General features: G+C 38.8%; 28 protein-coding genes and 1 other annotated feature. Of the genes, 12 read left to right on the forward strand and 16 right to left on the reverse strand.

Annotated elements, in window-relative coordinates:
* Positions 1–99: 99 nt before the first annotated feature.
* Together ACFW35_RS11515 and trpS are read left to right on the forward strand one after the other, a co-directional pair.
* A complete protein-coding gene (locus ACFW35_RS11515; RefSeq protein ID WP_379845838.1) occupies positions 100–471 on the forward strand; it encodes a DUF3899 domain-containing protein in 372 nt (123 codons plus the stop codon).
* Positions 472–498: 27 nt separating this feature from the next.
* Positions 499–747: a binding site (T-box leader), on the forward strand.
* Between the two features lie 58 nt (positions 748–805).
* Positions 806–1795 (forward strand): tryptophan--tRNA ligase, encoded by a 990-nt coding sequence (trpS, locus tag ACFW35_RS11520; protein ID WP_379845840.1) that lies wholly within the window; start codon positions 806–808, stop codon positions 1793–1795.
* Between the two features lie 43 nt (positions 1796–1838).
* Here trpS and ACFW35_RS11525 read toward each other — a convergent pair whose 3' ends face one another.
* From ACFW35_RS11525 to ACFW35_RS11535, 3 genes are all read right to left on the reverse strand, one after another.
* On the reverse strand, positions 1839–2585 hold the full coding sequence (locus tag ACFW35_RS11525; RefSeq protein ID WP_066288792.1) for a YjbA family protein: 747 nt from the start codon (positions 2583–2585) through the stop codon (positions 1839–1841).
* 137 nt (positions 2586–2722) lie between these two features.
* Positions 2723–3961 carry a beta-ketoacyl-ACP synthase II gene (gene fabF / locus ACFW35_RS11530; RefSeq protein ID WP_379833479.1) on the reverse strand — a complete coding sequence of 413 codons (1239 nt, stop codon included), beginning with the start codon at positions 3959–3961 and terminating at the stop codon, positions 2723–2725.
* Between the two features lie 41 nt (positions 3962–4002).
* Positions 4003–4935: a beta-ketoacyl-ACP synthase III gene (locus ACFW35_RS11535; RefSeq protein WP_379833478.1), complete on the reverse strand. Its 933-nt coding sequence runs from the start codon at positions 4933–4935 to the stop codon at positions 4003–4005.
* Between the two features lie 189 nt (positions 4936–5124).
* On the opposite strand from ACFW35_RS11535, the gene ACFW35_RS11540 reads away from it, so the two are divergent.
* Entirely contained in the window at positions 5125–5436 is a 312-nt protein-coding gene (locus ACFW35_RS11540) for a YppG family protein (protein ID WP_379845841.1), read from the forward strand.
* A gap of 41 nt (positions 5437–5477) precedes the next feature.
* On the opposite strand, the gene ACFW35_RS11545 is transcribed toward ACFW35_RS11540, so the two are convergent.
* The 3 genes from ACFW35_RS11545 to ACFW35_RS11555 all read right to left on the reverse strand — a co-directional run bounded on the left by ACFW35_RS11545 (position 5478) and on the right by ACFW35_RS11555 (position 7568).
* Positions 5478–5657 (reverse strand): ComZ family protein, encoded by a 180-nt coding sequence (locus ACFW35_RS11545; RefSeq protein ID WP_379845843.1) that lies wholly within the window; start codon positions 5655–5657, stop codon positions 5478–5480.
* A 155-nt stretch (positions 5658–5812) separates the two neighbouring features.
* On the reverse strand, positions 5813–6709 hold the full coding sequence (locus ACFW35_RS11550; RefSeq protein WP_379845844.1) for an NAD-dependent epimerase/dehydratase family protein: 897 nt from the start codon (positions 6707–6709) through the stop codon (positions 5813–5815).
* A 118-nt stretch (positions 6710–6827) separates the two neighbouring features.
* The gene (locus ACFW35_RS11555; RefSeq protein WP_379845846.1) at positions 6828–7568 is read right to left on the reverse strand and encodes an alpha/beta hydrolase; all 741 of its coding nucleotides are present in this window, start codon (positions 7566–7568) and stop codon (positions 6828–6830) included.
* Between the two features lie 422 nt (positions 7569–7990).
* On the opposite strand from ACFW35_RS11555, the gene ACFW35_RS11560 reads away from it, so the two are divergent.
* Positions 7991–8170 carry a YjzD family protein gene (locus ACFW35_RS11560; RefSeq protein ID WP_077361724.1) on the forward strand — a complete coding sequence of 60 codons (180 nt, stop codon included), beginning with the start codon at positions 7991–7993 and terminating at the stop codon, positions 8168–8170.
* A gap of 332 nt (positions 8171–8502) precedes the next feature.
* On the opposite strand, the gene ACFW35_RS11565 is transcribed toward ACFW35_RS11560, so the two are convergent.
* Positions 8503–8682: a YjzC family protein gene (locus tag ACFW35_RS11565; RefSeq protein ID WP_066288770.1), complete on the reverse strand. Its 180-nt coding sequence runs from the start codon at positions 8680–8682 to the stop codon at positions 8503–8505.
* A 90-nt stretch (positions 8683–8772) separates the two neighbouring features.
* Positions 8773–9090: a hypothetical protein gene (locus tag ACFW35_RS11570; RefSeq protein WP_379833469.1), complete on the reverse strand. Its 318-nt coding sequence runs from the start codon at positions 9088–9090 to the stop codon at positions 8773–8775.
* Positions 9091–9461: 371 nt separating this feature from the next.
* On the opposite strand from ACFW35_RS11570, the gene ACFW35_RS11575 reads away from it, so the two are divergent.
* Positions 9462–9758: an HNH endonuclease gene (locus ACFW35_RS11575; protein ID WP_379845848.1), complete on the forward strand. Its 297-nt coding sequence runs from the start codon at positions 9462–9464 to the stop codon at positions 9756–9758.
* A 176-nt stretch (positions 9759–9934) separates the two neighbouring features.
* Here the strand turns inward: ACFW35_RS11575 and moaD are convergent, their stop codons facing one another.
* From moaD to ACFW35_RS11595, 4 genes are read right to left on the reverse strand one after another with little or no spacing between them, the layout of a single operon-like run.
* A complete protein-coding gene (moaD, locus tag ACFW35_RS11580; RefSeq protein ID WP_077361730.1) occupies positions 9935–10174 on the reverse strand; it encodes a molybdopterin converting factor subunit 1 in 240 nt (79 codons plus the stop codon).
* Complete coding sequence (locus tag ACFW35_RS11585) at positions 10175–10636, reverse strand: molybdenum cofactor biosynthesis protein MoaE (RefSeq protein WP_379845849.1); 462 nt, start codon at positions 10634–10636, stop codon at positions 10175–10177.
* Positions 10623–11162, reverse strand: coding sequence for a molybdopterin-guanine dinucleotide biosynthesis protein B (gene mobB / locus ACFW35_RS11590; RefSeq protein WP_379845851.1), 540 nt, complete (start codon positions 11160–11162; stop codon positions 10623–10625). Before mobB ends, ACFW35_RS11585 begins: the two co-directional genes overlap by 14 nt.
* Positions 11099–12421: a molybdopterin molybdotransferase MoeA gene (locus ACFW35_RS11595; protein WP_379845853.1), complete on the reverse strand. Its 1323-nt coding sequence runs from the start codon at positions 12419–12421 to the stop codon at positions 11099–11101. Before ACFW35_RS11595 ends, mobB begins: the two co-directional genes overlap by 64 nt.
* Positions 12422–12524: 103 nt before the next feature.
* On the opposite strand from ACFW35_RS11595, the gene ACFW35_RS11600 reads away from it, so the two are divergent.
* Positions 12525–12716 (forward strand): hypothetical protein, encoded by a 192-nt coding sequence (locus ACFW35_RS11600; RefSeq protein ID WP_077361738.1) that lies wholly within the window; start codon positions 12525–12527, stop codon positions 12714–12716.
* A gap of 3 nt (positions 12717–12719) precedes the next feature.
* Here the strand turns inward: ACFW35_RS11600 and ACFW35_RS11605 are convergent, their stop codons facing one another.
* Positions 12720–13496, reverse strand: coding sequence for an alpha/beta fold hydrolase (locus ACFW35_RS11605; RefSeq protein ID WP_379845854.1), 777 nt, complete (start codon positions 13494–13496; stop codon positions 12720–12722).
* Between the two features lie 139 nt (positions 13497–13635).
* On the opposite strand from ACFW35_RS11605, the gene ACFW35_RS11610 reads away from it, so the two are divergent.
* The 3 genes from ACFW35_RS11610 (at position 13636) to ACFW35_RS11620 (ending at position 15093) form a co-directional block, all read left to right on the forward strand.
* On the forward strand, positions 13636–14448 hold the full coding sequence (locus tag ACFW35_RS11610; RefSeq protein ID WP_379845856.1) for a Cof-type HAD-IIB family hydrolase: 813 nt from the start codon (positions 13636–13638) through the stop codon (positions 14446–14448).
* 136 nt (positions 14449–14584) lie between these two features.
* The gene (locus ACFW35_RS11615) at positions 14585–14728 is read left to right on the forward strand and encodes a hypothetical protein (RefSeq protein ID WP_379845857.1); all 144 of its coding nucleotides are present in this window, start codon (positions 14585–14587) and stop codon (positions 14726–14728) included.
* A 2-nt stretch (positions 14729–14730) separates the two neighbouring features.
* Positions 14731–15093: a DUF3813 domain-containing protein gene (locus ACFW35_RS11620; RefSeq protein ID WP_379845859.1), complete on the forward strand. Its 363-nt coding sequence runs from the start codon at positions 14731–14733 to the stop codon at positions 15091–15093.
* Between the two features lie 20 nt (positions 15094–15113).
* On the opposite strand, the gene ACFW35_RS11625 is transcribed toward ACFW35_RS11620, so the two are convergent.
* Positions 15114–15701 carry a GDSL-type esterase/lipase family protein gene (locus ACFW35_RS11625; RefSeq protein ID WP_379845860.1) on the reverse strand — a complete coding sequence of 196 codons (588 nt, stop codon included), beginning with the start codon at positions 15699–15701 and terminating at the stop codon, positions 15114–15116.
* 147 nt (positions 15702–15848) lie between these two features.
* Here ACFW35_RS11625 and ACFW35_RS11630 point away from each other — a divergent pair, with 147 nt between their 5' ends.
* Positions 15849–16301, forward strand: a complete 453-nt coding sequence (locus tag ACFW35_RS11630; RefSeq protein ID WP_379845862.1) for a GNAT family N-acetyltransferase — start codon at positions 15849–15851, stop codon at positions 16299–16301.
* Positions 16302–16321: 20 nt separating this feature from the next.
* On the forward strand, positions 16322–16582 hold the full coding sequence (locus ACFW35_RS11635; RefSeq protein WP_379845863.1) for a NifU N-terminal domain-containing protein: 261 nt from the start codon (positions 16322–16324) through the stop codon (positions 16580–16582).
* Positions 16583–16802: 220 nt separating this feature from the next.
* On the opposite strand, the gene ACFW35_RS11640 is transcribed toward ACFW35_RS11635, so the two are convergent.
* Together ACFW35_RS11640 and ACFW35_RS11645 are read right to left on the reverse strand one after the other, a co-directional pair.
* Positions 16803–17618 carry a BsuPI-related putative proteinase inhibitor gene (locus ACFW35_RS11640; RefSeq protein WP_379845865.1) on the reverse strand — a complete coding sequence of 272 codons (816 nt, stop codon included), beginning with the start codon at positions 17616–17618 and terminating at the stop codon, positions 16803–16805.
* 141 nt (positions 17619–17759) lie between these two features.
* Positions 17760–18584 (reverse strand): YitT family protein, encoded by an 825-nt coding sequence (locus tag ACFW35_RS11645; RefSeq protein ID WP_379847472.1) that lies wholly within the window; start codon positions 18582–18584, stop codon positions 17760–17762.
* Between the two features lie 197 nt (positions 18585–18781).
* On the opposite strand from ACFW35_RS11645, the gene ACFW35_RS11650 reads away from it, so the two are divergent.
* Positions 18782–19645: a DegV family protein gene (locus ACFW35_RS11650; RefSeq protein WP_379845867.1), complete on the forward strand. Its 864-nt coding sequence runs from the start codon at positions 18782–18784 to the stop codon at positions 19643–19645.
* Positions 19646–19698: the final 53 nt, after the last annotated feature.

Raw genomic sequence — 19698 nt, forward strand, 5'->3', positions numbered from 1 at the left:
ATTTGTTACAATGGGAGTATAGTCTGACGGCATATTTTGAATTTCGTGGTACATTTTTAAATGTTTATGGTGTATTTTTACTATTTGGAGGCTTATTTCATGAACGTACACATAAGAAGGATTATTGTTATTTCGGCATTCCCTATTATTATCGCTTTGATCGTTGCTTTTTTATCTTCTGGACCATTTACCCTTGAAAAATACGTAAATACTCTTTTTTACTTTGCACTTTCTATTGCATTGATCGGTATTGCTTTATATGTTGTGAAAGGCGGATTTTTTGACTTTTTTTCATACAGTTTTAAAAAAGTAGCGAAAGCATTAACGAGAACGCCTGATGTTCATGATGAAGTATCTTTTAAAACCAACTTTCAATTATCAGAAAGAGTAAATGTTTCTTATATGAAATCTTTCTTATACAGCGGATTATTTTTAACATTTCTTTCAATTGCCGTTGCATATGTATTGTAATTTGTGTATACTACTTAAAAATAAATGACTAATGTGATGATGAAGAAGAGTACATGATGAGAAGCTCTCAGAGAGCCTGTGGCTGGTGAAAGCAGGCAGTAGATCATGATGGAATGGGCTTTGGAGCATTCTGACCGAACCTTTTAGTAGGCTCAGACGTGTATGTGTCCGCACGATATAAATGGACAGCGTATCGGTATTTCCTGTACGTATTCGAGTGATTTTCATTTTAAGTGAGAATTATAAGGGTGGCACCGCGGTCCATTCGTCCCTTGCATAAGGCGACGAGTGGGCCTTTTTATATTGATTTCAAAAGAAAAAGGAGAGATGAATCTTGTCTGTAATCTTTTCAGGCATACAGCCGAGCGGCAACTTAACTATCGGCAACTATATTGGAGCTATGAGACATTTTGTTGAGCTTCAGCATGAACATGACTGTTATTTTTGCGTAGTTAATCAGCATGCAATTACCGTAGCACAAGATCCAGTTGAGCTAAAAAGAAACAGCCGAAATTTAGCTGCTCTTTATTTAGCAGCTGGAATTGATCCCGAAATTTCAACGATTTTTATTCAATCAGAGGTGCCGGCGCACACAAAAATGGGTTGGATGATGCAATGCGTTTCCTACATCGGTGAATTGGAGCGCATGACACAATTTAAGGATAAGTCTTCTGGCAAGGACGCTGTTTCTGCTGGCTTATTAACTTATCCTCCACTGATGGCAGCAGATATTCTTTTATATAATACAAGTATCGTTCCAGTTGGGGATGATCAAAAACAGCATATTGAGCTGACACGCGATATTGCCCAGCGTTTTAATAAGAAATACCGGGAAGTCTTCGTTATTCCAGAACCGCGTATTGCTTCTGAAGGTGCAAGAATCATGTCACTCGTTGATCCTGAGAAAAAGATGAGCAAATCAGATCCGAACCAGAATTCTTTTATCTCCATGCTGGACGACGAATCTGTTATCTTAAAGAAAATTAAGCGAGCAACTACAGATTCTGATGGAGTTGTGGCTTATGACAAAGAAAATAAGCCAGGTATCTCAAACTTGCTGACTATTTACTCACAGCTTACAGGTGAGAGCATTAAATCACTTGTTGAAAAATACGAAGGAAAAGGTTACGGAGATTTTAAGCAAGGTGTAGCTGATGCGATCATCAACACATTAAAGCCAATTCAAGAACGCTATAAGGAATTTCTAGAATCAGATGAATTGGATGCTATTCTCGATAGAGGTGCAGAAAAAGCGAACCGAGTTGCAAACAAAACTCTGAATAAGGCTGAACGTGCTATGGGATTAGCTAGAAAAAGAATTTAATATACAAATAAAAACCAGCGGAATCTAAAATCCGCTGGTTTTTTTAGTTCACGTGAGTTCCATTTTCAAGTTCCCAGATCTTTTCAAAGTATGGCTGACCTTTAACAAGCCTTTCGCACATATCTAAATGTTGCTTTGACCAGCCGCTCTTTAATTCGCAATATAGCGCGTCCCATGCTTCGTCAAAATCCATTCTTTGAATTTTCCCGTATTGTTCAGGCATCCACTCTGTACACCAATATCTCATTTCAGCTACATTTTTTGTCGAATGCAATTGATCAAGGGCCATAAAGAGCAGTTGTTTTAACTGTCTTTCCTTTCTTGTCAGCCCTCTCATGCTGTCTGGATTCGGAGACAAAATGTGATATTCTTTGCTCATCTGCTTTGCGCTGAATGTGTAAACTTTTGTTTCAGTTTGCTCCGCCATTTCAAAAACGAGCTGTTCTTGTCTTGGAATGAGTCTGCTCTTTCGGATTGGAATTCTATAACCCATCGTATCTACAATCAACGATTTTTTCTCATCCGTTATGATAAAGCAATGTTCTAGCTGTACGCGCTGGTTGTTCTTTCTGACATATGCTTTTTGATGTACTTCTTCTAATAATGCATCTGGAAGATCGTTTAAGTCATTTTCGATGTAATGAAAAAGTGTTGATTCAATCTTGATAATGGGTACTTGATCCAGCAGCTCTATATAGTCGTCTTTTCTCCATTCATGGAACTCACAAACGTTATAGCCATTCTCTTCTCCTTCAAACCAGTTGACCCAAACATCACGTAAGTATAACATTTGTACCCCTCACTTTTTTACCGATTTGTATTTAAAATCAGTATAGTCAGAGGTTGTCCTTTTTATTCTAAAATAAGGCAATTAGCAAATTGAAAAATAGAACCCCGTTTCCTTAATGAAAACGGGGTTCTTATTCATTATTCTTCTATTTTTTTAAATACAAGTGACGCATTATGCCCGCCAAAACCTAGTGAATTGCTTAGTACGGCTTTCACTTCTGCTTGTCTTGCTTTGTTTGGCACATAGTCAAGATCACATTCTTCGTCTGGTGTTTCATAGTTGATTGTTGGAGGCAGAATGTTTTCCTGAATCGCTTTTACTGAGAAAATAGCTTCAATACCACCTGCAGCACCAAGCAGATGGCCTGTCATTGATTTAGTTGAACTTACAGGAATCTTGTATGCTTGCTCATTAAAGACAGCTTTAATCGCTGCTGTTTCGAATTTATCGTTAAAATCAGTACTTGTGCCATGTGCATTGATATAAGAAATGTCTTCTAAAGCAAGACCGCTGTCCTCAACAGCCTGCTTCATTGCACGTGCACCGCCTTCTCCGCCAGGAGCTGGCTGAGTAATGTGATAGGCATCACCAGTTGCTCCATACCCAACGATTTCGGCATAAATTTTAGCTCCGCGTTTTTTAGCAAATTCATATTCTTCAAGAATAAGAATACCAGCACCTTCTCCGATAATAAAACCACTGCGGTTCTTATCGAATGGACGGCTAGCTGTGTTCGGATCCGGATTTGTTGATAGAGCACCTGCCTGGCAGAATCCTGCTAATGCCATATCCGTAATAGGTGCTTCAGTACCGCCAGTAACCATAACATCAGCATCTCCGCGCTGAATAACTTTGAATGCATCTCCGATCGAGTTTGCACCTGAAGCACATGCGGTTACCGTACAAGAGTTCATTCCTTGAGCACCAATTGCAATTGAAACCTGACCTGAAGCCATGTCAGGTATCATCATTGGTACAAAGAACGGACTAACACGTCTTACGCCTTTTTCTTCAAAAATCCTGAACTGTTCTTCATGTGTATCCATTCCGCCTATACCTGAACCAATCCATACGCCAACGCGAGGTGCGATGTCTTCTGTGATCTCCAGGTTTGCATCTTTAACTGCCATCAGTGATGCAGCTACTGCAAATTGTGTGAAACGATCCATTCTGCGTGCATCACGTTTATCCATAAATGCAGTTGGATCAAATTCAGTAGCTTCAGCGGCAACTTTTACCGGAAACTTTTCAGCGTTTCTTCTCGTTAGCGGTCCTACCCCGCTTTGTCCTTCTAAAATCTTTTTCCATGTTTCTTCAACACTATTTCCAAGAGGAGTTACGGCTCCCAAACCAGTTACGACTACTCTTTTTTTCATTGTAAAACCTACTCTCCTTTATCAGGTTTGTTAAATTCAGCTTATCTGCCCCATCGAAGTGCAAGTGCACCCCATGTTAAGCCTCCACCAAATCCGACAAGTACGATTGTATGATCTTCTTTTATTTTACCATCTTTTAGTGCTTCTTTTAATGCCATTGGAATTGACGCTGATGATGTATTGCCAAATTTATCAATGGTTACGATCATTTTTTCTTTCGGTAGTTCCAGTCTCTCCCTGGACGCTTCCATAATTCTAATATTCGCCTGATGTGGAATCAAAAAGTCTACATCTTCTTTTGTAAGACCTGCTTTATGAACAACACTCAACGATGTTTCTCCCATTTGTCTTACAGCGAACTTAAAAACTTCCCGTCCGTTCATATGAATAAATTCATTCTGGTAAAGATGCTTAGCACCTGTCCCGTCAGAACCTAATTCAAAAGAAAGTATCCCTCTTCCTTCGCTTACTGGGGACAGTACGGCTGCTCCTGCACCGTCACCGAACAATACAGCCGTATTGCGGTCATTCCAATCTGTAATTTTGGATAGCTTTTCAGCCCCTACGACTAGTACGTTTTTATACGTGCCTGTTTCAATAAATTGTTTTGCAACCACTATCCCATAAATAAACCCTGCACATGCTGCACTGACATCCATTGCTACTGCATTCTTTGCTCCTAAATAATCTTGAAGCTGACACGCTACAGAAGGAAAAGGATTATCCGGTGTTACGGTTGCTACAACAATCATGTCAAGGTCTTCTGCTTTTATGCCTGCATCTTTCAAAGCTTCTTCAGCAGCATGTCTTGACATATGTGAAGTTGTCACAGATTCTTCTGCAATTCTGCGTTCTACGATTCCGGTACGAGTTCTAATCCACTCGTCATTCGTATCTACCATTTTTTCAAGGTCGGAGTTCGCCAGAATTTTTTCCGGGATATAACTGCCCATCCCTATGATTCCTGCATTCATACCATTACCCCTTTGCCTATAGTTTTAAATAAATTAATATCAAATATTATGACCTGGTACTAATTTTATGCCAAATCCGGTATTTTGTCTAGTTAAAGTTGTTTTCTTTCACCAATACAGGGCTTAGGGCATATCCTGTAAAGAAGAAAAATGTAAGTTTGGTGAAATTGATAATAGGAGTGGTTCAAAATGCACAATCCTCTGCATCAACAACAGCCAATGTATCCTCCGCAGTTTCCTGGACGTTATCCAATGGGCCATGGGCAGCAGCAGCCCCTTCATATGCGACAGGGAATGCCGCCTCAAGCCTTTGGAGGGCCTGGATTTAGAGGAATGCCGCCTGCACCGTTTCAGCAGCCGTTTCCGCCTCGCCCATTTTTACATTCTTTCAGAACGCAGGAAGGATCTTTGGACTACAATAAGATTTTTGCCGTGATTGATCAATCCGTGAAAGTTGCTCAGCAGATTTCTCCAATTTTCTCTGCGTTTAAAAAGAAGTAAAAAAAGCCAACCCGCTCAGGTTGGCTTTTTGCATACATATCTTATTTGTTTTCTTCTTTTCCTAGTTCATATGCGTCATTCATGACGTTCATTAAAAGCTTAAGCATTGGCTGAATATCTTCCATTCCCAGCTCAATCCCCTTTTGCTCTAAAAAAGCTTTCGCCTCTGGTAAATGAGACATCGCAATCTGCATAAATTTCATGTTAAGCTCGTTGTTCATCGTTATAACTGCCTCCTCATTATGTAAAATGGGCAATAGATCAGTCCCTTTTATATTATAAAGAAAATAGACACTTCAAGAAACTCTTTATTAAGACTAACCAAATAAAAAAATGGCCCCAGACTTCTTAAATTGTCTGAAACCACCTTCAAAATTTAGATTTCATTTGATTTTGGCTTGGATTTCTTGTTTTTAAAATGCATAATTTGTTTTTGTATGCCTTCTTTGATCTTTGTCTTTGCTCTAAAGCCGAGTTCAAGCTCAGCTTTCTCTCCCTTAATGCGCATTTTTCTTTTCTCCGTGAAAGTCAGCTTTTCTGCTTTTAATTCTGTAAGCCCCTCGAGCCAATGGTTTGGTTTGCCACTTGAAATATTGTAGATTTCATTTTTGGCGGGTGCTTTACCAGCTAAAAATAATGCTTCTGCAGCGTCTTCTACAAATAAAACATCTTCAGTAACTGTATCTTTTGATATTTGTTCTTGTCTATTATCCTCCTTGGATATCACTTGCTGATAAGTGTGATGCTCCGGCTGTCCTGGTCCGTATACTGTTGGCAATCGCATAATAACAAATGGAAAGTCATGCTGTTCAGCCAATTGTTTAATCATATTTTCTTCTGTCAATTTTATAAGACCAAAAAGTGTTTCAGGATTCTTTGGAGAATTTTCGAGTACTTCTCCTTGCCTCTTTCCATAGACATCATATGAAGAAACATATATGAGCTTGGTTTGCGGGTTGGCAAACGAAGCGACTTTTTTCAGAACGGAAACATGCCTTTGAACTTCATCTTCAATATTTGCCCATGGTGCTGCAGGTTTAATGGAACAAGCAAGATGGAATATAACATCACAGCCTTTAGTGTATGGCTGCAGGTCTGTTTCGTTTATATCGTATGGGAGATATTGAAAACCAGCATGGCGTGCAATATAATCGATGCGGTCTGGTGACTCTGCCATATCAATTCCGACCACATCAACTTCTTCATCCAACAAACGGCTGCACAAATGAAAACCGATAAACCCTGCTGCCCCTGTAACAAATGCCTTTTTCATGTATGAGCCTCCAGTTTCATTTTTCTCTTCTTATTATCCTATGGGAGGAAAGCCAAGATTACGATACTTTTTTTGCATTTAAAAACCCCATTGCCCTTTTTAAAAAGAAACAATGGGGTTAAAACACTTTTTCATTTTCTCTAAAAAATTCCCTAAAGGCTCTGGCGGGATTGAATGTATTTTCTGGTACATGGATTAAAAGTGATATTGGAGCTTGGATTTCTAGTCTTCTTTTTTCATAAATTCTGCTATGATCACGAAAATTAAAGGAAACACCTCTTGCAGCATGCCATATTTTCACGGGTGTTTTTGCATGTAAATCTTTAATTTCTGGAAGTTGGTCAATAAGCTGAGCGATTTGAAGTACATCTACATTATAAGCAGAGCTGATTTCCCTCACTAGCCGCTTAAAAAAAAGACGATTCTGCATTTCGTGGTTAAAGTGATGCTTCAAGTCAAAACAAGGATTTATGAAAATGGCAGAGCGTATATGAGATTCCATTTCTTCCATTAACCGCAGTGCAACTAAAGTACCCATGCCTTCTGCAATTAGATGTATGTTCGGATTTAATATTTCGTGTTTCATGACATAATGGTACAGCCTTTTTGCAAGGGTAACAGCTTTTGGACTTCCCCAATGGCGTCCATAAAGGTTCGAATAAAAGATCGTATATCCTTGTTCTTTGAGGGATTGAATTAGATGGGCGCGTTCAGTGCTTTGTTTCCAAAGACTGGTATGAGCGTCAACGTAATGGCTGCAATCACCGATGATCATAACTGCAAATCCATTCGGGCGCACTGGCAGATGGATAATATTCCATTGATTGTCTATTTGGAAAGTGCGTTTATCGATACTCACATTTCTCCCCTCGCATTAGCTTTTCTTAACTAATGTATGCAAGGGAAAAAAATTAGCCAAAGTTATCTGCCTATGTTTTTTATGAATTGAGTTCTTTTTTCAGCTGTTCTAGAGCCTCTTTTCCTTCCGGAGTAAGGTTCTTCTCGTCTTGTTCTTCCAACGCTTTAAGTTCTTCCCATTTTTGCTCCATATCGCGGCCCCCTCTTTAAAATAGTTATTTAAAGTATCAGCAGTGCACGTATATGTATTCCTTTCTTTATTTATGACACTCAATCCTGTTAAGCATGAACATTTTATGAAAATTTTTGATATTTCTTACACCCAGGTGTATAAATTCTTGTAAAGAATCTTTTCCTTTGCCTCAACTTTTGTTACTATACAGTAGGGTAAAGAATTCGTTTACATAAAGAGGTGAATGTAGCATGCGTTATATTTGGACGTTAATCTGGTCTTTATTGTTAAGTAATATGATTTTTTATGTACTAGTCTCTATGCAAGGCGGGACATTCGATTTTGTAAAAGCATCGATCTTCGGCGTTATCTTTACAGTCGTAATTTCTGTACTTGGTGAATTATTGCCAGCTCAAAGCGAAGAGATATAAAATGAAAACCCGGCAAAATGCCGGGTTTTTGTTTTTTTTCATTTTTAAAAGATTGTTGCTTTTGAATAATTATTTGAAAATGCCTTCATTGATAAGTTGATTGGAGTGTAAGGTGCGAGACTCCTCGAAAATGAAAAATCACATTTTCTTCGTGCGATGTAACGCTGTCGTAGCCTTCCTTGTCCTGCGGGACCAGCGGGACAGGTGAGACTCCTAATGGTGCAAAGCGCCAAGGAGGCTCACCGCACGCCCCGCGGAAAGCGAGCATCCTGAAACGGAAATCAACCACTCCCAAGAGCAACAAAATTTGCGAAAACAGCCTTTAAATTATGTTATGGTTTCCTCTTATATGTCCATACACGGTTGTGATTTGTTGTTTCTGGAAAACGGTCACCTGCTGACAAATGAATTTGCCGAGGGTCATTGACCATGCTTCCAGTCTCGCCAATCTCAACATATATGCCGTTATTTGGTGCTTTTTGACCGTGTGTAAAATGCCTATGCTGCCCCATTTGATGAGCCTCCTTTCTTTTATAGGTTACCCGCGGTTTGCGTGATAACACTTGCTAAAAAAAAGAAAAGATTCACATCAGGGAGAAAGTTTAAAATGCCCCTGAAACTCCTGCAACTGCCTGAAGCGGAAACATACATCTGTATAATTGATAACCTGCAACGTTATATTGAGATTGGGTGTTCCGGGTTTCGTTCGGTTTGTTTTCTACATAAGGAATTGCAAAATAAACATTTTGCTGATCTACATATTCTATAAACCCTGAGTATGTCATTCCATCAATCAACATCAGCTGTACATGCTGGTTTCTGTTCTTCATACAGGTTTTATATATCTTTTTAAATGGATTCTTGTTTATGCCAAGTGCCTGCTGAATCGGATTCTGCCCTTCAAATTGATTTGGATACATAATACGCCCTCCTTTTAACTCATCCTATTCAAAGAAAAAGAAGTTGGTTCAATGTTCTGATTATACAATTAGGCTCATTTCCAAAAGATTGTGGTTTTTGGCTTTTCCTCATTGGCATGTTAATTGGAGCGCAAGGTGCGAGACTCCTCGAAAATGAAAATCACATTTTCTTCGTGCGATATAACGCTGCCGAAGCCTTCCTTGTCCTGCGGGATTAGCGGGACAGGTGAGACTCCTAACTGCGCAAAGCGCAGAGGAGGCTCACCGCACGCCCCCCGGAAAGCAAGCACCTTGGGAGCGGAAATCAACCACTTTCAAGAGCAACAATGTTTGCGTAAAAAACCTACAATTAAGAAGGGTTTGATAATATTATGGAGAAAGGGATTTGTGAACTTTGCAAACGGCAGCCCGTTGATTTAACCGTACATCATTTAATCCCTAAAGAAGAAGGCGTCCGTTTTTCAGATACCGCACAAATATGTATACCTTGTCATAAACAGATTCACTTTCTATATACAAATACAGAACTAGCCGAGCTCTATTCTACAGTGGATTCATTAAAGCATGCACCTGAAATGAAAAAATTTATCAGCTGGTTAAGAAAACAACCCGCAACCTCATTGCCACGTATGAAAAAATCAAACCGGCTTAAACGGAGGAGAAAATAAATATGAAGGAACATGTTGGTTCGTGTGAAATCTGTAAGAAAGATTTATTTTGTATGGATGGATTTTTCCAAGGTGAAATTGACCCGTCAGGAAAGCTTTTTTGTTTTTTATGTTATATAGAAGAAAAAAAGGAATCCAACGAATAATCTTTCGTTAAATTCCTTCATTTTTATTTATTAGCCTCCGCTTACAGGAGGGATAAACGCGATTGTGTCACCATTTTTTATTTCAACTGTAAGATCAACATATTCTTCATTTACAGCAACGAGCGCATTTTCTATTCCGTTAAGTTCTCCGAGCTGATTTTGAAGGTGGTCTCTAACCTTTTCAACAGTAACTGGTGTCTCTAAATCCAATGATACTTTTTGAGTACCCGCTTGTTGTGCGAGGCTTGCGAACAGCAAAATTTGCACCATCTATTTCTCAATCCTTTCCGGACGGCCTTCTGGATACTTTTTAGTTCCTTTTTGATTGCCTACCCATTCTTCCCCATCTGTGTAATGTTCTTTTTTCCAGATTGGTACGATTTCTTTAATTCGTTCGATGGCATATCGGCTAGCTTCGAATGCGTCCTGTCTGTGAGGCGTTGAAACGGCAATTGTAACAGCAACATCAGAGATTTGAAGTGTTCCAATCCTGTGTGTGATTGCTGTTTTTGCACTAGGCCATTTTTCTTGAATTTCATCCCCAATTTTTTCGAGCTGTTTTTCTGCCATAGGTACATATGCTTCATATTCTAAATAGCGTGTCTGCTTTTCTCCAGTCATTTCCCTTACCGTTCCAATAAAAACGGATACTGCACCTGCGTTATGATGAATCACTTTATCAATAACTTCTTGATTATTGATCGGTTCTTTGGTGATATTAAACAGTTTCATGATAAGCCCTCTCCTCATTCACCCGGCTTGTTATATAATCCATTAAAAATTTGAGCCACTTGCTTTCTTCCGATCTTAAAAAATACGGTAAACTGCTGACGGACTTTAGTTGTTTTTCGCTAATTACAGCTACAGGCTCACTGGATTTTATAATAAGGTCACTGTCATTTTGATTTCGGCAAAGCAGAACACGAGGGAATTGAATTTTTTTATAACCCTCTATTAATACACACTCTATATCCAATAATTTATATATCTCAATTGCTTTTTCAAGAGGCATTTCGTGATTCATTGAAAAAACGGTGCCTCCTGAAGAAGAGATTCCGGTAATGAAAGATCCTGCATTTCTGTGACTTTCAGTATCTTTGCCAGAATCCTTAAAGTCAAGTGCATCTTCATGCCCGTGATGCTTTATGACCGCAGTTTTTATGCTTTGTTGTGATAGCTGCTTCAGCAGTTTTGTTATGACTGTTGTTTTACCGCTGTTCTGGAAACCGGCGACTTGAAGAATAACGGGGAATCCCATGGCCACTCACTCCCTTCACCGTTCCAGGATAGTACGCCAACCTCACTTCCCTTTTCCCAGCCTCTTGTTCCTCCAGGCAGTACAATGAGTGAGTTAGCTTTCAGAAGTGAAGAAACCGAACCAGATTTATCAAGACCAGCTGGAGTAACAACGTTCCCATCAAACCCTTCTGTCAAAACAGCTCTAACAAAACGGGTAAAGGGATTAGGTTTTGGAAAGTCAGCACCAAGAACAGCTTTAACTGCTTTACAATGCGGCTTCTTTACTTTCATACCTGATAATACAACAGGTCTTACAAAAAGCTCGCATCCAACGAAGCATGCAGAAGGATTCCCTGAAAGTCCAAAGAGCCATTTGCCTTCATAGACAGCAACTGTTGTAACACTTCCGGGTCTCATTGCGATCTTATTAAATAAGACTTCAGCCCCTAACTTTTCATAAATTGCTGGAAGATAGTCGTAATCGCCTACAGATACGCCGCCAGTTGTAATTAATATATCTGATTCTTTAAGGCATTCTGTTATATTCTCAAATAAAGAATCAAAGTCATCTTCCCTGTGTTGATACAAATTCACCGCTGCACCCATTGCTCTGGCTTGTGCGGCTACCATATATGCATTACTGTTTCTGATTTTACCGGGCTGCAAAGGTTCATTAACATCCAGCAATTCAGTTCCAGTAGATAAAATACCTACGACAGGCTTTTTAAAAACAGCGACCGCATGATGACCGAACGTTGCAAGAACTGCGATTAAACCTGGTGTTATTCGAGTGCCTGATTCAGCAAGCATTGTTCCTTTTTTTGTATCTTCACCTTGAAACGAAATATTATCATTTGATTTAACGGTACGCTTAATTTCAATGAAGGACTCTCCATTTTCATCCATTTCTTTTACAAGTTCAAGCATGATTACAGCATCAGCACCATCGGGTATCTGTGCTCCAGTCATGATTCTTATTGCAGTTCCGCTCTTCACCTTATTAGCTGCAACATGACCTGCACCGATCGTTTCTAAAACATGAAGTTTAACAGGGTGAGTTTCAGATGCATCTGCTGTGTCTTTCGAATGAATAGCAAATCCATCATAAGGTGAACGGTTAAAAGGCGGTACATCATGCGAAGCAGAAAGGTCTTTTGCCAATATACGATTGTCACATTCCGTTAATGGGACTTCTTCAGTTCCCCAGATACGGGTATGATTCATGATGCTTTTTATTGCTTCTGAAACAGGAATCGGATTTCTTTTTGCAACAGGCAAAATAGTACCTCCTTTAAATTATCAGAAAATAAACACTTTTCAGTTTACTTTTTTATTTAAATTTGTTATTATTTTTTTAAATTATAGAAAGGATGTTGATTTTATGAAGGTTTCTTATGAATATTACCACCGAAGCGGCAATAAAGTAACCATTACCGACATCCCAGAAGAATTTAACGAGAAAGGTGTTTGGACACTACGCATCATGCATTCACTTCAAAAGCAAATTGATGAAATTGATCATATGTACCAGCCAAAAAGAACATATCGCCTTAAATTGGAAGAAACGGGGTAAAGACTACACCGTTTCTTTTTTTGATTTAATATTTTGAGCGACCCACTCAACAGCATTCAAATAGGCAGGACGCGAAACTTTGTGACCAGATGTCTTGTCATTCATGTAAACTGACATGCTGTTATTTTCAGTAAGACGATCCACGAAAGGCTTTGCAAATTCATATGGAATAACGGCATCGATCTCACTATGCCAGATGAATAATGGTCGGTTATTCAGTTTATCCATATTTTGAACAAGATCATATTTACTGATTAATTCATATGATCGATCTAATTCTTCTATTGAAAGAGGCAGCTTATGCCCATCCTTTTCGATCCTTTCGATTTGCCATCTGGCGAAATCTTCATGCGAAGGAGTTCCCATTAATGCACATCCCGCTTTAATATCCTGATTGTTTACAAGTGAACCATACGTTATAATGGCTCCCATTGAAGTCCCGCCAACCGCGATCTCTCCATCCGAAACCAAATTATTTCCGTTCGCCCATTCAATGATTGTATTTACATCTTTAATCCCTTGATGAACAATGTTCCAAAATTCATATTCCATAACTTTTGGAGGATTGGGAGAAATTCGTTCACCATGATGAAGAGCATCTGGCAAAATGACACGAAGACCTTTTTCAGCAAGGGTATATGCAAAATGCAGATTATGTTCTTTCGCACTTGTGTATCCATGTATAAAAATAAAGAGCGGCAGCGGCATTCCTTTATTTTCTTCTTTTTCAGCCATTAAAAAAGGGATATCCCCTATCGTTCCTTTTTGAATCGAAACCAAATGTATCTCCTCTTTCTCTTTTTTTCCATCTTATCATGATACACGCTTCATTTTCATGAATGAAGACCTGTTTGAATAGACTTTTTCAAGGGAAAATATTACACTTTACGTAAAGCATAATAAAAAGGCAGGTACTTTTGTGACGCAACCATACTTAATCGCACTTGATCTTGATGGAACTTTATTGACAGATGAAAAGAAAATTCCCCGCAAGACAAAAGCATTGCTTTTTGAACTGATCGAAAAAGGTCACCATGTGTGCATTTCGACTGGCAGACCTTTTCGTTCATCAAACATGTATTATGAAGAGCTTGGATTAAAAACTCCTATCGTAAATTTTAACGGCGCATTTGTTCACCATCCGCATGATGCTTCTTTCGGTATTCACCATTCACCTTTGGAGCTGGATGTCGCACAAAGAATTATTAAAGCATGTGAAACCTTTAAAGTAAAAAACATCATGGTAGAAGTTCTTGATGAAGTTTATTTAAGAAAACACGATGAAGTTATTGTTAATACGTTCATAATGAACGAAAATCCTCTTCAAATCGGAGATCTTCAAAAAACATTAACCGAAGATCCAACAGCCATCCTCGTCCATCCTGAAGATCACCATATAGGTGAATTGAGAGAAATGCTGGAACTTGAGCATGCAGAAGTAGTTGATCAGCGTGTTTGGGCAGCTCCATGGAACATCATCGAAGTGATTCGTTCAGGCATAAATAAAGCAACTGGTCTTGAAAAAGTTGCAGCTTATTACAACATCCCTCAAGAACGAATTATTGCATTTGGGGATGAGGACAATGACTTTGAAATGATCGAATACGCAGGACATGGTGTAGCGATGGGCAATGCCATTGATGAACTTAAAGAGCGTGCGAATTATGTTACGTTAACAAATGAAGAAGAAGGAATTGCACATTTTTTGAAAAATGTATTACAACTTGTGTAGTTCACTTGAAAAAACCTCTGGGATTCCAGAGGTTTTTTATTTTTCCATTTCTTTTATATGCCGTTTCATCTTCTTTTTACATAATGTCTTCTTCACGGTTAAAACTAATCCTACGGGAGAAAAGGAGGTATTTAAAATGAGTAAAAAAAGCCGCTCAAAACGAACAATTAAACAAGGTGCTGATATGGTGAGCCAAGAAACAACTATGGCATTCAGCAAGAATGAACAAGAAGAGCGCAAGCGTGAAAAAGAAGAAAGAAATTCTTTAGGAGGCATATAAAAATGGCAAATAAATTATATCAAATGGCAAGAAATGCTGTTCAGCAGGCTGTTGGAAAGTTTCAAAACTCGGCTAATGAGATGATGGGTAACCAAAATAACACTACCAGCCATACATCACATACGAACCTTTCGAGTCATGATATGGAAGTTGCTCAGAATGCTTTATCCTCAGCTATGGCGAATTCTTCTGATGCAGAACGTGCTCAGCTTGCTGAACTTCAGCAGGAACTTGATGCTCATTCAAATCATGCAGGTACTTCTCAAACAGGGCAGCCTCCATCCTTCTCTCAGGCGACAGGCTTAAGCTTAGAAGATGCGCAAAACCTTTTAGAGGACGATCAAAATCAAAATAACCTTCAGTAATGGAAAACAGCTTTCTCTAATTATGGAGAAAGCTGTTTTTTTGGAAATGATATTGCGGTCAGTGTATTGATTTTTCTTAAGACCAGTTCACTTAATTCTTCATATCCGTACTTATTAAAGTGGAGGCCATCTTCAATAACGTAGTTCTTGATATCCATTTCGTTAAGTATTTCAAAAAGAGGTACATATGCGGTTCCCTCATGCTTTGCCACCTTTTTAACGGTCTGGGCATATGTTTTCATTCTTTCGTTCGTTCTTGCTTTTTGCTTTTCTTCATAAACAGGTGCCGGACTAATCAGAATTACTTTTTTTGCTCCGATTTTATTTACCATGTACGTAAGATTTTTTTCGTATTCTTTTAAAGGAATGAGTCTGTGGTCACTTGAATCGTTTGCACCAAACAATATCGTAACAAAGTCGGGCTGATGTCTCAAAACATCATCTTGCAGCCTTACAAGAGCAGCCCTTGTTGTTTCAGCGGGAATACCAGCGTTCATGACCACCCATTCTGTTAATTCTTGTCTTAGCCGGGAGGTCAGACGCAACGAACCGTCTTTACTCTTTTCTTTTGAAGTGATGCTGTCCCCAAAACAAACAAGAGTCTTCATTCCCACCCATCTCCTTTTATTGACTATTTTTATAGTTATTCGAAAGAAATTTCCATTTATCAAACGTCATAGCATCATTAAATTTGTTATAATGTGTTATGTTAAGTTTAAATTTATTGTTTTAAGAGTAATTTTGGGGGCATTTTAATGAAAATATATCGAGTAACGAATGACGCAGAATCCCATATTATCGAAGAAATCGCGTACCTTTTTATACAGCAGCGCACAATGGACGGTGAACCTGAAGAACATTCCCGAACGCTTGCAGGTGTTAAGCTTGCGCTGGAAAACCCTGATAAGAGCGGGATCATTGTTGCTCAGGAAGAAGATACTATTATCGGACTAGCTTTTTTTAATTTGGGGATAAGCATTCGCATCGGTGGTCCTTATTTATGGCTTAACGAACTTTATGTACATGAAGAGTACCGAAATAAGGGTATTGCCCGCAAACTGCTTCTTCATTTAATCTATTGGGCCGAACGTGATGGAATTAAATCAATTGAATTAGAAACAGGAATCAATAACTCTGTAACGAAGCATTTGTATAACTCACTGGATTTTCATGATATCATCTCTAAGAGATACGCATTTAATTTTTAATTAAGAAGGAGTGTTCTTTAATGGCAATTGAATTTTCGATCCAGCCTACACCAAATCCAAACGCAATTAAGTTTGATGCATCTGAAAAATTTCTAGAAGGAAGAATATCTGCACGTGTTGGTGACGATACAGATTCACCTCTTGCAAAAGCACTGCTATCTATCGACGGCGTAGAATCAATCTTCGGCTTTGAAAATTTCATCACAGTTAACAAAACAAACGACAGTGACTGGAATCAGCTAATGCCTGAAATTGAAAAAGCTTTAAACGAAAATGCTTAATATGTAAAATGCGAAACCAGCCTAAGTTTGGTGAGGGCTGGTTTTTTGATTTTATTAGGTGAATGACGCTCGTTTAGCGAGTGATGAGTGTTGCTGGAAGAGCGTAAATTCCCGTGAGCGCTCATAAACCTCCGTGAACGCTCATAAATCTTTGCGAACGCTCATAAATCTCCGCAGACTCGCATTAATCTTTGCCTCAAATGTAGTTCCCCTCTCATTTTTATCTAAAATTCTCTAGTGGAACTGCCAATACATCTGTTTTCTCGCCGTCTTTCGGACTATAATAGAACAGTTCAAGGATCAATGTGCCATTAATCGGCAAGTCTTCCTCAGGGATCTTAATTTCGAATGAAAAAGGCGCCCATGCAGGTGCTCCTTCTGCAGTTTGTACATGTTGTTCAACAAAAACCTCATGGCCATCTGTAACCAAGTATGCAAATGAAGCCTCAAAAACTCTTGCTTCACCTGAAACTTTATATTCCCCATCAGTCCCTGTGAAGTGAATATTCCTGAACGAGTTGTTTTTTAAATCTGCTAGCCCTGATTGCAAGGTCAAGTTCTCGGTAACAACCAGATTTTCAGATTTAATTGAACCTGGTGTTACTTTGCTCGGGTTAAATACCGCTTTTACTTTGTATATTCCCGCTGTTCTGTCCTCTGGGGATAGCTTCCATTTTGCTTTCCATAAATGGCTTGCTCCTGCTTTAATCTGCACCTTCTCTGTGTCCTGCTTATATTTCTTCCCTTTTGAATGCCTATAATTTTCTTTTCCTGTTGTATCTGTAACCGTAATATCAAACATTTTAGAGCTGTCGAATTTCAAAGTTACTGTATGATTGCTTTGGTTCTCTAAAGCTATTAAAAAATCGATTCCATCGTTTCTCTGTTGAACAGATAATACGGGATTAAGCTGTGAACTTACGCTTTCATTCCCTTGAGCCTTTTTCTCTTTACCTTTGCTGCAGGCAGATAGGATAGAAAATATGAGTAATGACGTAATAACTATTAAAAAAATCTGTTTTAATTTATGTCCCAAGCAAATCACCACCTTCTCATTCATTTTTACCGTTATATGGTGATTTTAACGAAAAGATTCATAAATAAAACGCGGCATGGATAATGTCCGTGCCGCGTGTACAAAAATAGCCAATTTGTATTTGTATGGGGTCTGTCCCCCCTAGTCGTTGCGGAAGAAGCCATAGATGCCTTGGGTATGAATGATATTCGTAAAGGCATTAGGGTCCACTTCTTTTAGAACCAGCTCCAAATCATATAATTCATAGCGTGTTATTACAATCATAAGCATTTCTTTATCATGATTTGAGAAAGCTCCTTTTGCAGGGATGATTGTTATCCCTCGCACCATTCTGCCGTGAATGGCTTCTTGTATCTCTTTCCCTTTCTTCGTAACAATCATCGCTGTAAGCTTTTCATGACGAGTATGTACTGCGTCGATCACACGTGAAGAAACATAGAGAGCAACAAGTGTATAAAGTGCCTTTTCCCAGCCGAATAAGAAACCTGCCGCCATAATGATCAATCCGTTTAATATGAAAAAGTAGCCACCGATCGGTTTGTTTTTCATTCGGGAAAGTACCATGGCAATGATGTCTAATCCACCGGTTGATGCACCGTATTTTAATGTAACCCCGACACCTAATGCAGCAATTACACCCCCAAAAACTGCGTTCAGCAAGATATCTGTTGATACTACTGTAATAGGAATTATTTCTAAGAAAAAAGTAATCATGAGTACGCTTAAGAAACTGTATATTGTAAACGACTTACCTACTTTCATCCAGCCGAGAATTGTAACCGGAATATTAAATATTAGATATAAAATACCTGTTGAGATAGGAAATGCCGTATTTTCAAGCAGTGATGAAATAAGCTGGGATACCCCAGTAAATCCGCTTGCGTATACTTTTGCGGGAATCAAAAACATATTCAGTGATATTGCGTTTAATATTGCCCCTACTATTATAAAAAAGATTGTTTTCATTTCATTTATTCCTAGTTCAGAGATACGAAAACGTTCTTTAATCATATGAGCCCCTCCTTTCATAGTCCAAGATTCATTTTTAACAGATAATACAGAACACCGTCAACAGCCATATTAACCTTTTTTCAAAACATGTTGATTGCCTTTTCATTCCATCACAAGTTAAACTAGAGAAAAAGCCAAGCAGGTGAAATGAAATGATACATATTATAACGGATACAGGTTCTGATCTGCCAAAACAGCTTTTGGACGAATACAATATTTCTATGCTTCCATTAGTAGTACAGATCAATAACGAAGAGTATTTAGACCGGTCAAACATTGAACCAAAACAGCTGTATACATATATGAAAGACGGAGCCGTACCAAAAACGGCACAAGTACCTCCTGCTCTTATAAAAGAAACATTAACTTCCTATGCAAAGAATGGAAAACCGGCAATATACATAACTTTATCTTCAGGAATTAGCGGCACGTATCAAACCGCAGTCCTTATGAAAAATGAAGTGCTTGAAGAATATCCTGACGCCCAGATTGAAGTTTTTGATAGTCAGGCAGCTTCACTCGGCTATGGACTCATGGTCTATGAGGCAGCCAAAGAAGCAAAAGAAGGAAAAGCATTGAACGAAATCATTAATACCTTACAGCATTATCAGAAACATCTTGAATCTATTTTTACCGTTGATGATCTTGAATATTTATTACGCGGTGGCCGGGTTAGTAAAACAGCGGCAGTAATGGGTGCTCTTTTAAAGATTAAGCCTGTGCTGCATATGGAAGACGGCAAGCTTTTCCCGCTTGAAAAATTGCGCGGAAAAAAGAAAGTTTTAGGCCGTATGGTCGAACTTATGAAGGAACGTGCTGAGTCACTGGATGATATTACAATAGGAATCAGCCATGCTGATGATACAGAAACGGCACAAGCACTTAAAGAACTGATCATCGAAGAAACAGGCAACCGAAACATCTTAATCACGATGATCGGCTGTGCAATTGGTGCGCATGCAGGACCAGGAACAATTGCGTTATTCTTTTTAAATACACCTAAAAAAGTTTATTGAAACATGATGCATAATCGATTTCCTTCTGACAGATGTTAGAGACAGGAGGGATT

The organism is Fictibacillus sp. NPDC058756 (genome assembly GCF_042746035.1).
In the GTDB taxonomy this organism is placed as follows: domain Bacteria; phylum Bacillota; class Bacilli; order Bacillales; family Fictibacillaceae; genus Fictibacillus.

Coding starts and splice junctions, on each gene's coding strand:
- ACFW35_RS11635 (WP_379845863.1), top strand. CDS start 16,322: ATGGCAATTGAATTTTCGATCCAGCCTACACCAAATCCAAACGCAATT.
- moaD (WP_077361730.1), bottom strand. CDS start 10,174: ATGGTGCAAATTTTGCTGTTCGCAAGCCTCGCACAACAAGCGGGTACT.
- ACFW35_RS11570 (WP_379833469.1), bottom strand. CDS start 9,090: ATGTATCCAAATCAATTTGAAGGGCAGAATCCGATTCAGCAGGCACTT.
- fabF (WP_379833479.1), bottom strand. CDS start 3,961: ATGAAAAAAAGAGTAGTCGTAACTGGTTTGGGAGCCGTAACTCCTCTT.
- ACFW35_RS11525 (WP_066288792.1), bottom strand. CDS start 2,585: ATGTTATACTTACGTGATGTTTGGGTCAACTGGTTTGAAGGAGAAGAG.
- ACFW35_RS11650 (WP_379845867.1), top strand. CDS start 18,782: ATGATACATATTATAACGGATACAGGTTCTGATCTGCCAAAACAGCTT.
- ACFW35_RS11550 (WP_379845844.1), bottom strand. CDS start 6,709: ATGAAAAAGGCATTTGTTACAGGGGCAGCAGGGTTTATCGGTTTTCAT.
- ACFW35_RS11620 (WP_379845859.1), top strand. CDS start 14,731: ATGGCAAATAAATTATATCAAATGGCAAGAAATGCTGTTCAGCAGGCT.
- ACFW35_RS11565 (WP_066288770.1), bottom strand. CDS start 8,682: ATGGGGCAGCATAGGCATTTTACACACGGTCAAAAAGCACCAAATAAC.
- ACFW35_RS11515 (WP_379845838.1), top strand. CDS start 100: ATGAACGTACACATAAGAAGGATTATTGTTATTTCGGCATTCCCTATT.
- ACFW35_RS11540 (WP_379845841.1), top strand. CDS start 5,125: ATGCACAATCCTCTGCATCAACAACAGCCAATGTATCCTCCGCAGTTT.
- ACFW35_RS11575 (WP_379845848.1), top strand. CDS start 9,462: ATGGAGAAAGGGATTTGTGAACTTTGCAAACGGCAGCCCGTTGATTTA.
- ACFW35_RS11560 (WP_077361724.1), top strand. CDS start 7,991: ATGCGTTATATTTGGACGTTAATCTGGTCTTTATTGTTAAGTAATATG.
- ACFW35_RS11615 (WP_379845857.1), top strand. CDS start 14,585: ATGAGTAAAAAAAGCCGCTCAAAACGAACAATTAAACAAGGTGCTGAT.
- mobB (WP_379845851.1), bottom strand. CDS start 11,162: ATGGGATTCCCCGTTATTCTTCAAGTCGCCGGTTTCCAGAACAGCGGT.
- ACFW35_RS11625 (WP_379845860.1), bottom strand. CDS start 15,701: ATGAAGACTCTTGTTTGTTTTGGGGACAGCATCACTTCAAAAGAAAAG.
- ACFW35_RS11645 (WP_379847472.1), bottom strand. CDS start 18,584: ATGAAAACAATCTTTTTTATAATAGTAGGGGCAATATTAAACGCAATA.
- ACFW35_RS11630 (WP_379845862.1), top strand. CDS start 15,849: ATGAAAATATATCGAGTAACGAATGACGCAGAATCCCATATTATCGAA.
- ACFW35_RS11585 (WP_379845849.1), bottom strand. CDS start 10,636: ATGAAACTGTTTAATATCACCAAAGAACCGATCAATAATCAAGAAGTT.
- ACFW35_RS11535 (WP_379833478.1), bottom strand. CDS start 4,935: ATGAATGCAGGAATCATAGGGATGGGCAGTTATATCCCGGAAAAAATT.
- ACFW35_RS11545 (WP_379845843.1), bottom strand. CDS start 5,657: ATGAACAACGAGCTTAACATGAAATTTATGCAGATTGCGATGTCTCAT.
- ACFW35_RS11600 (WP_077361738.1), top strand. CDS start 12,525: ATGAAGGTTTCTTATGAATATTACCACCGAAGCGGCAATAAAGTAACC.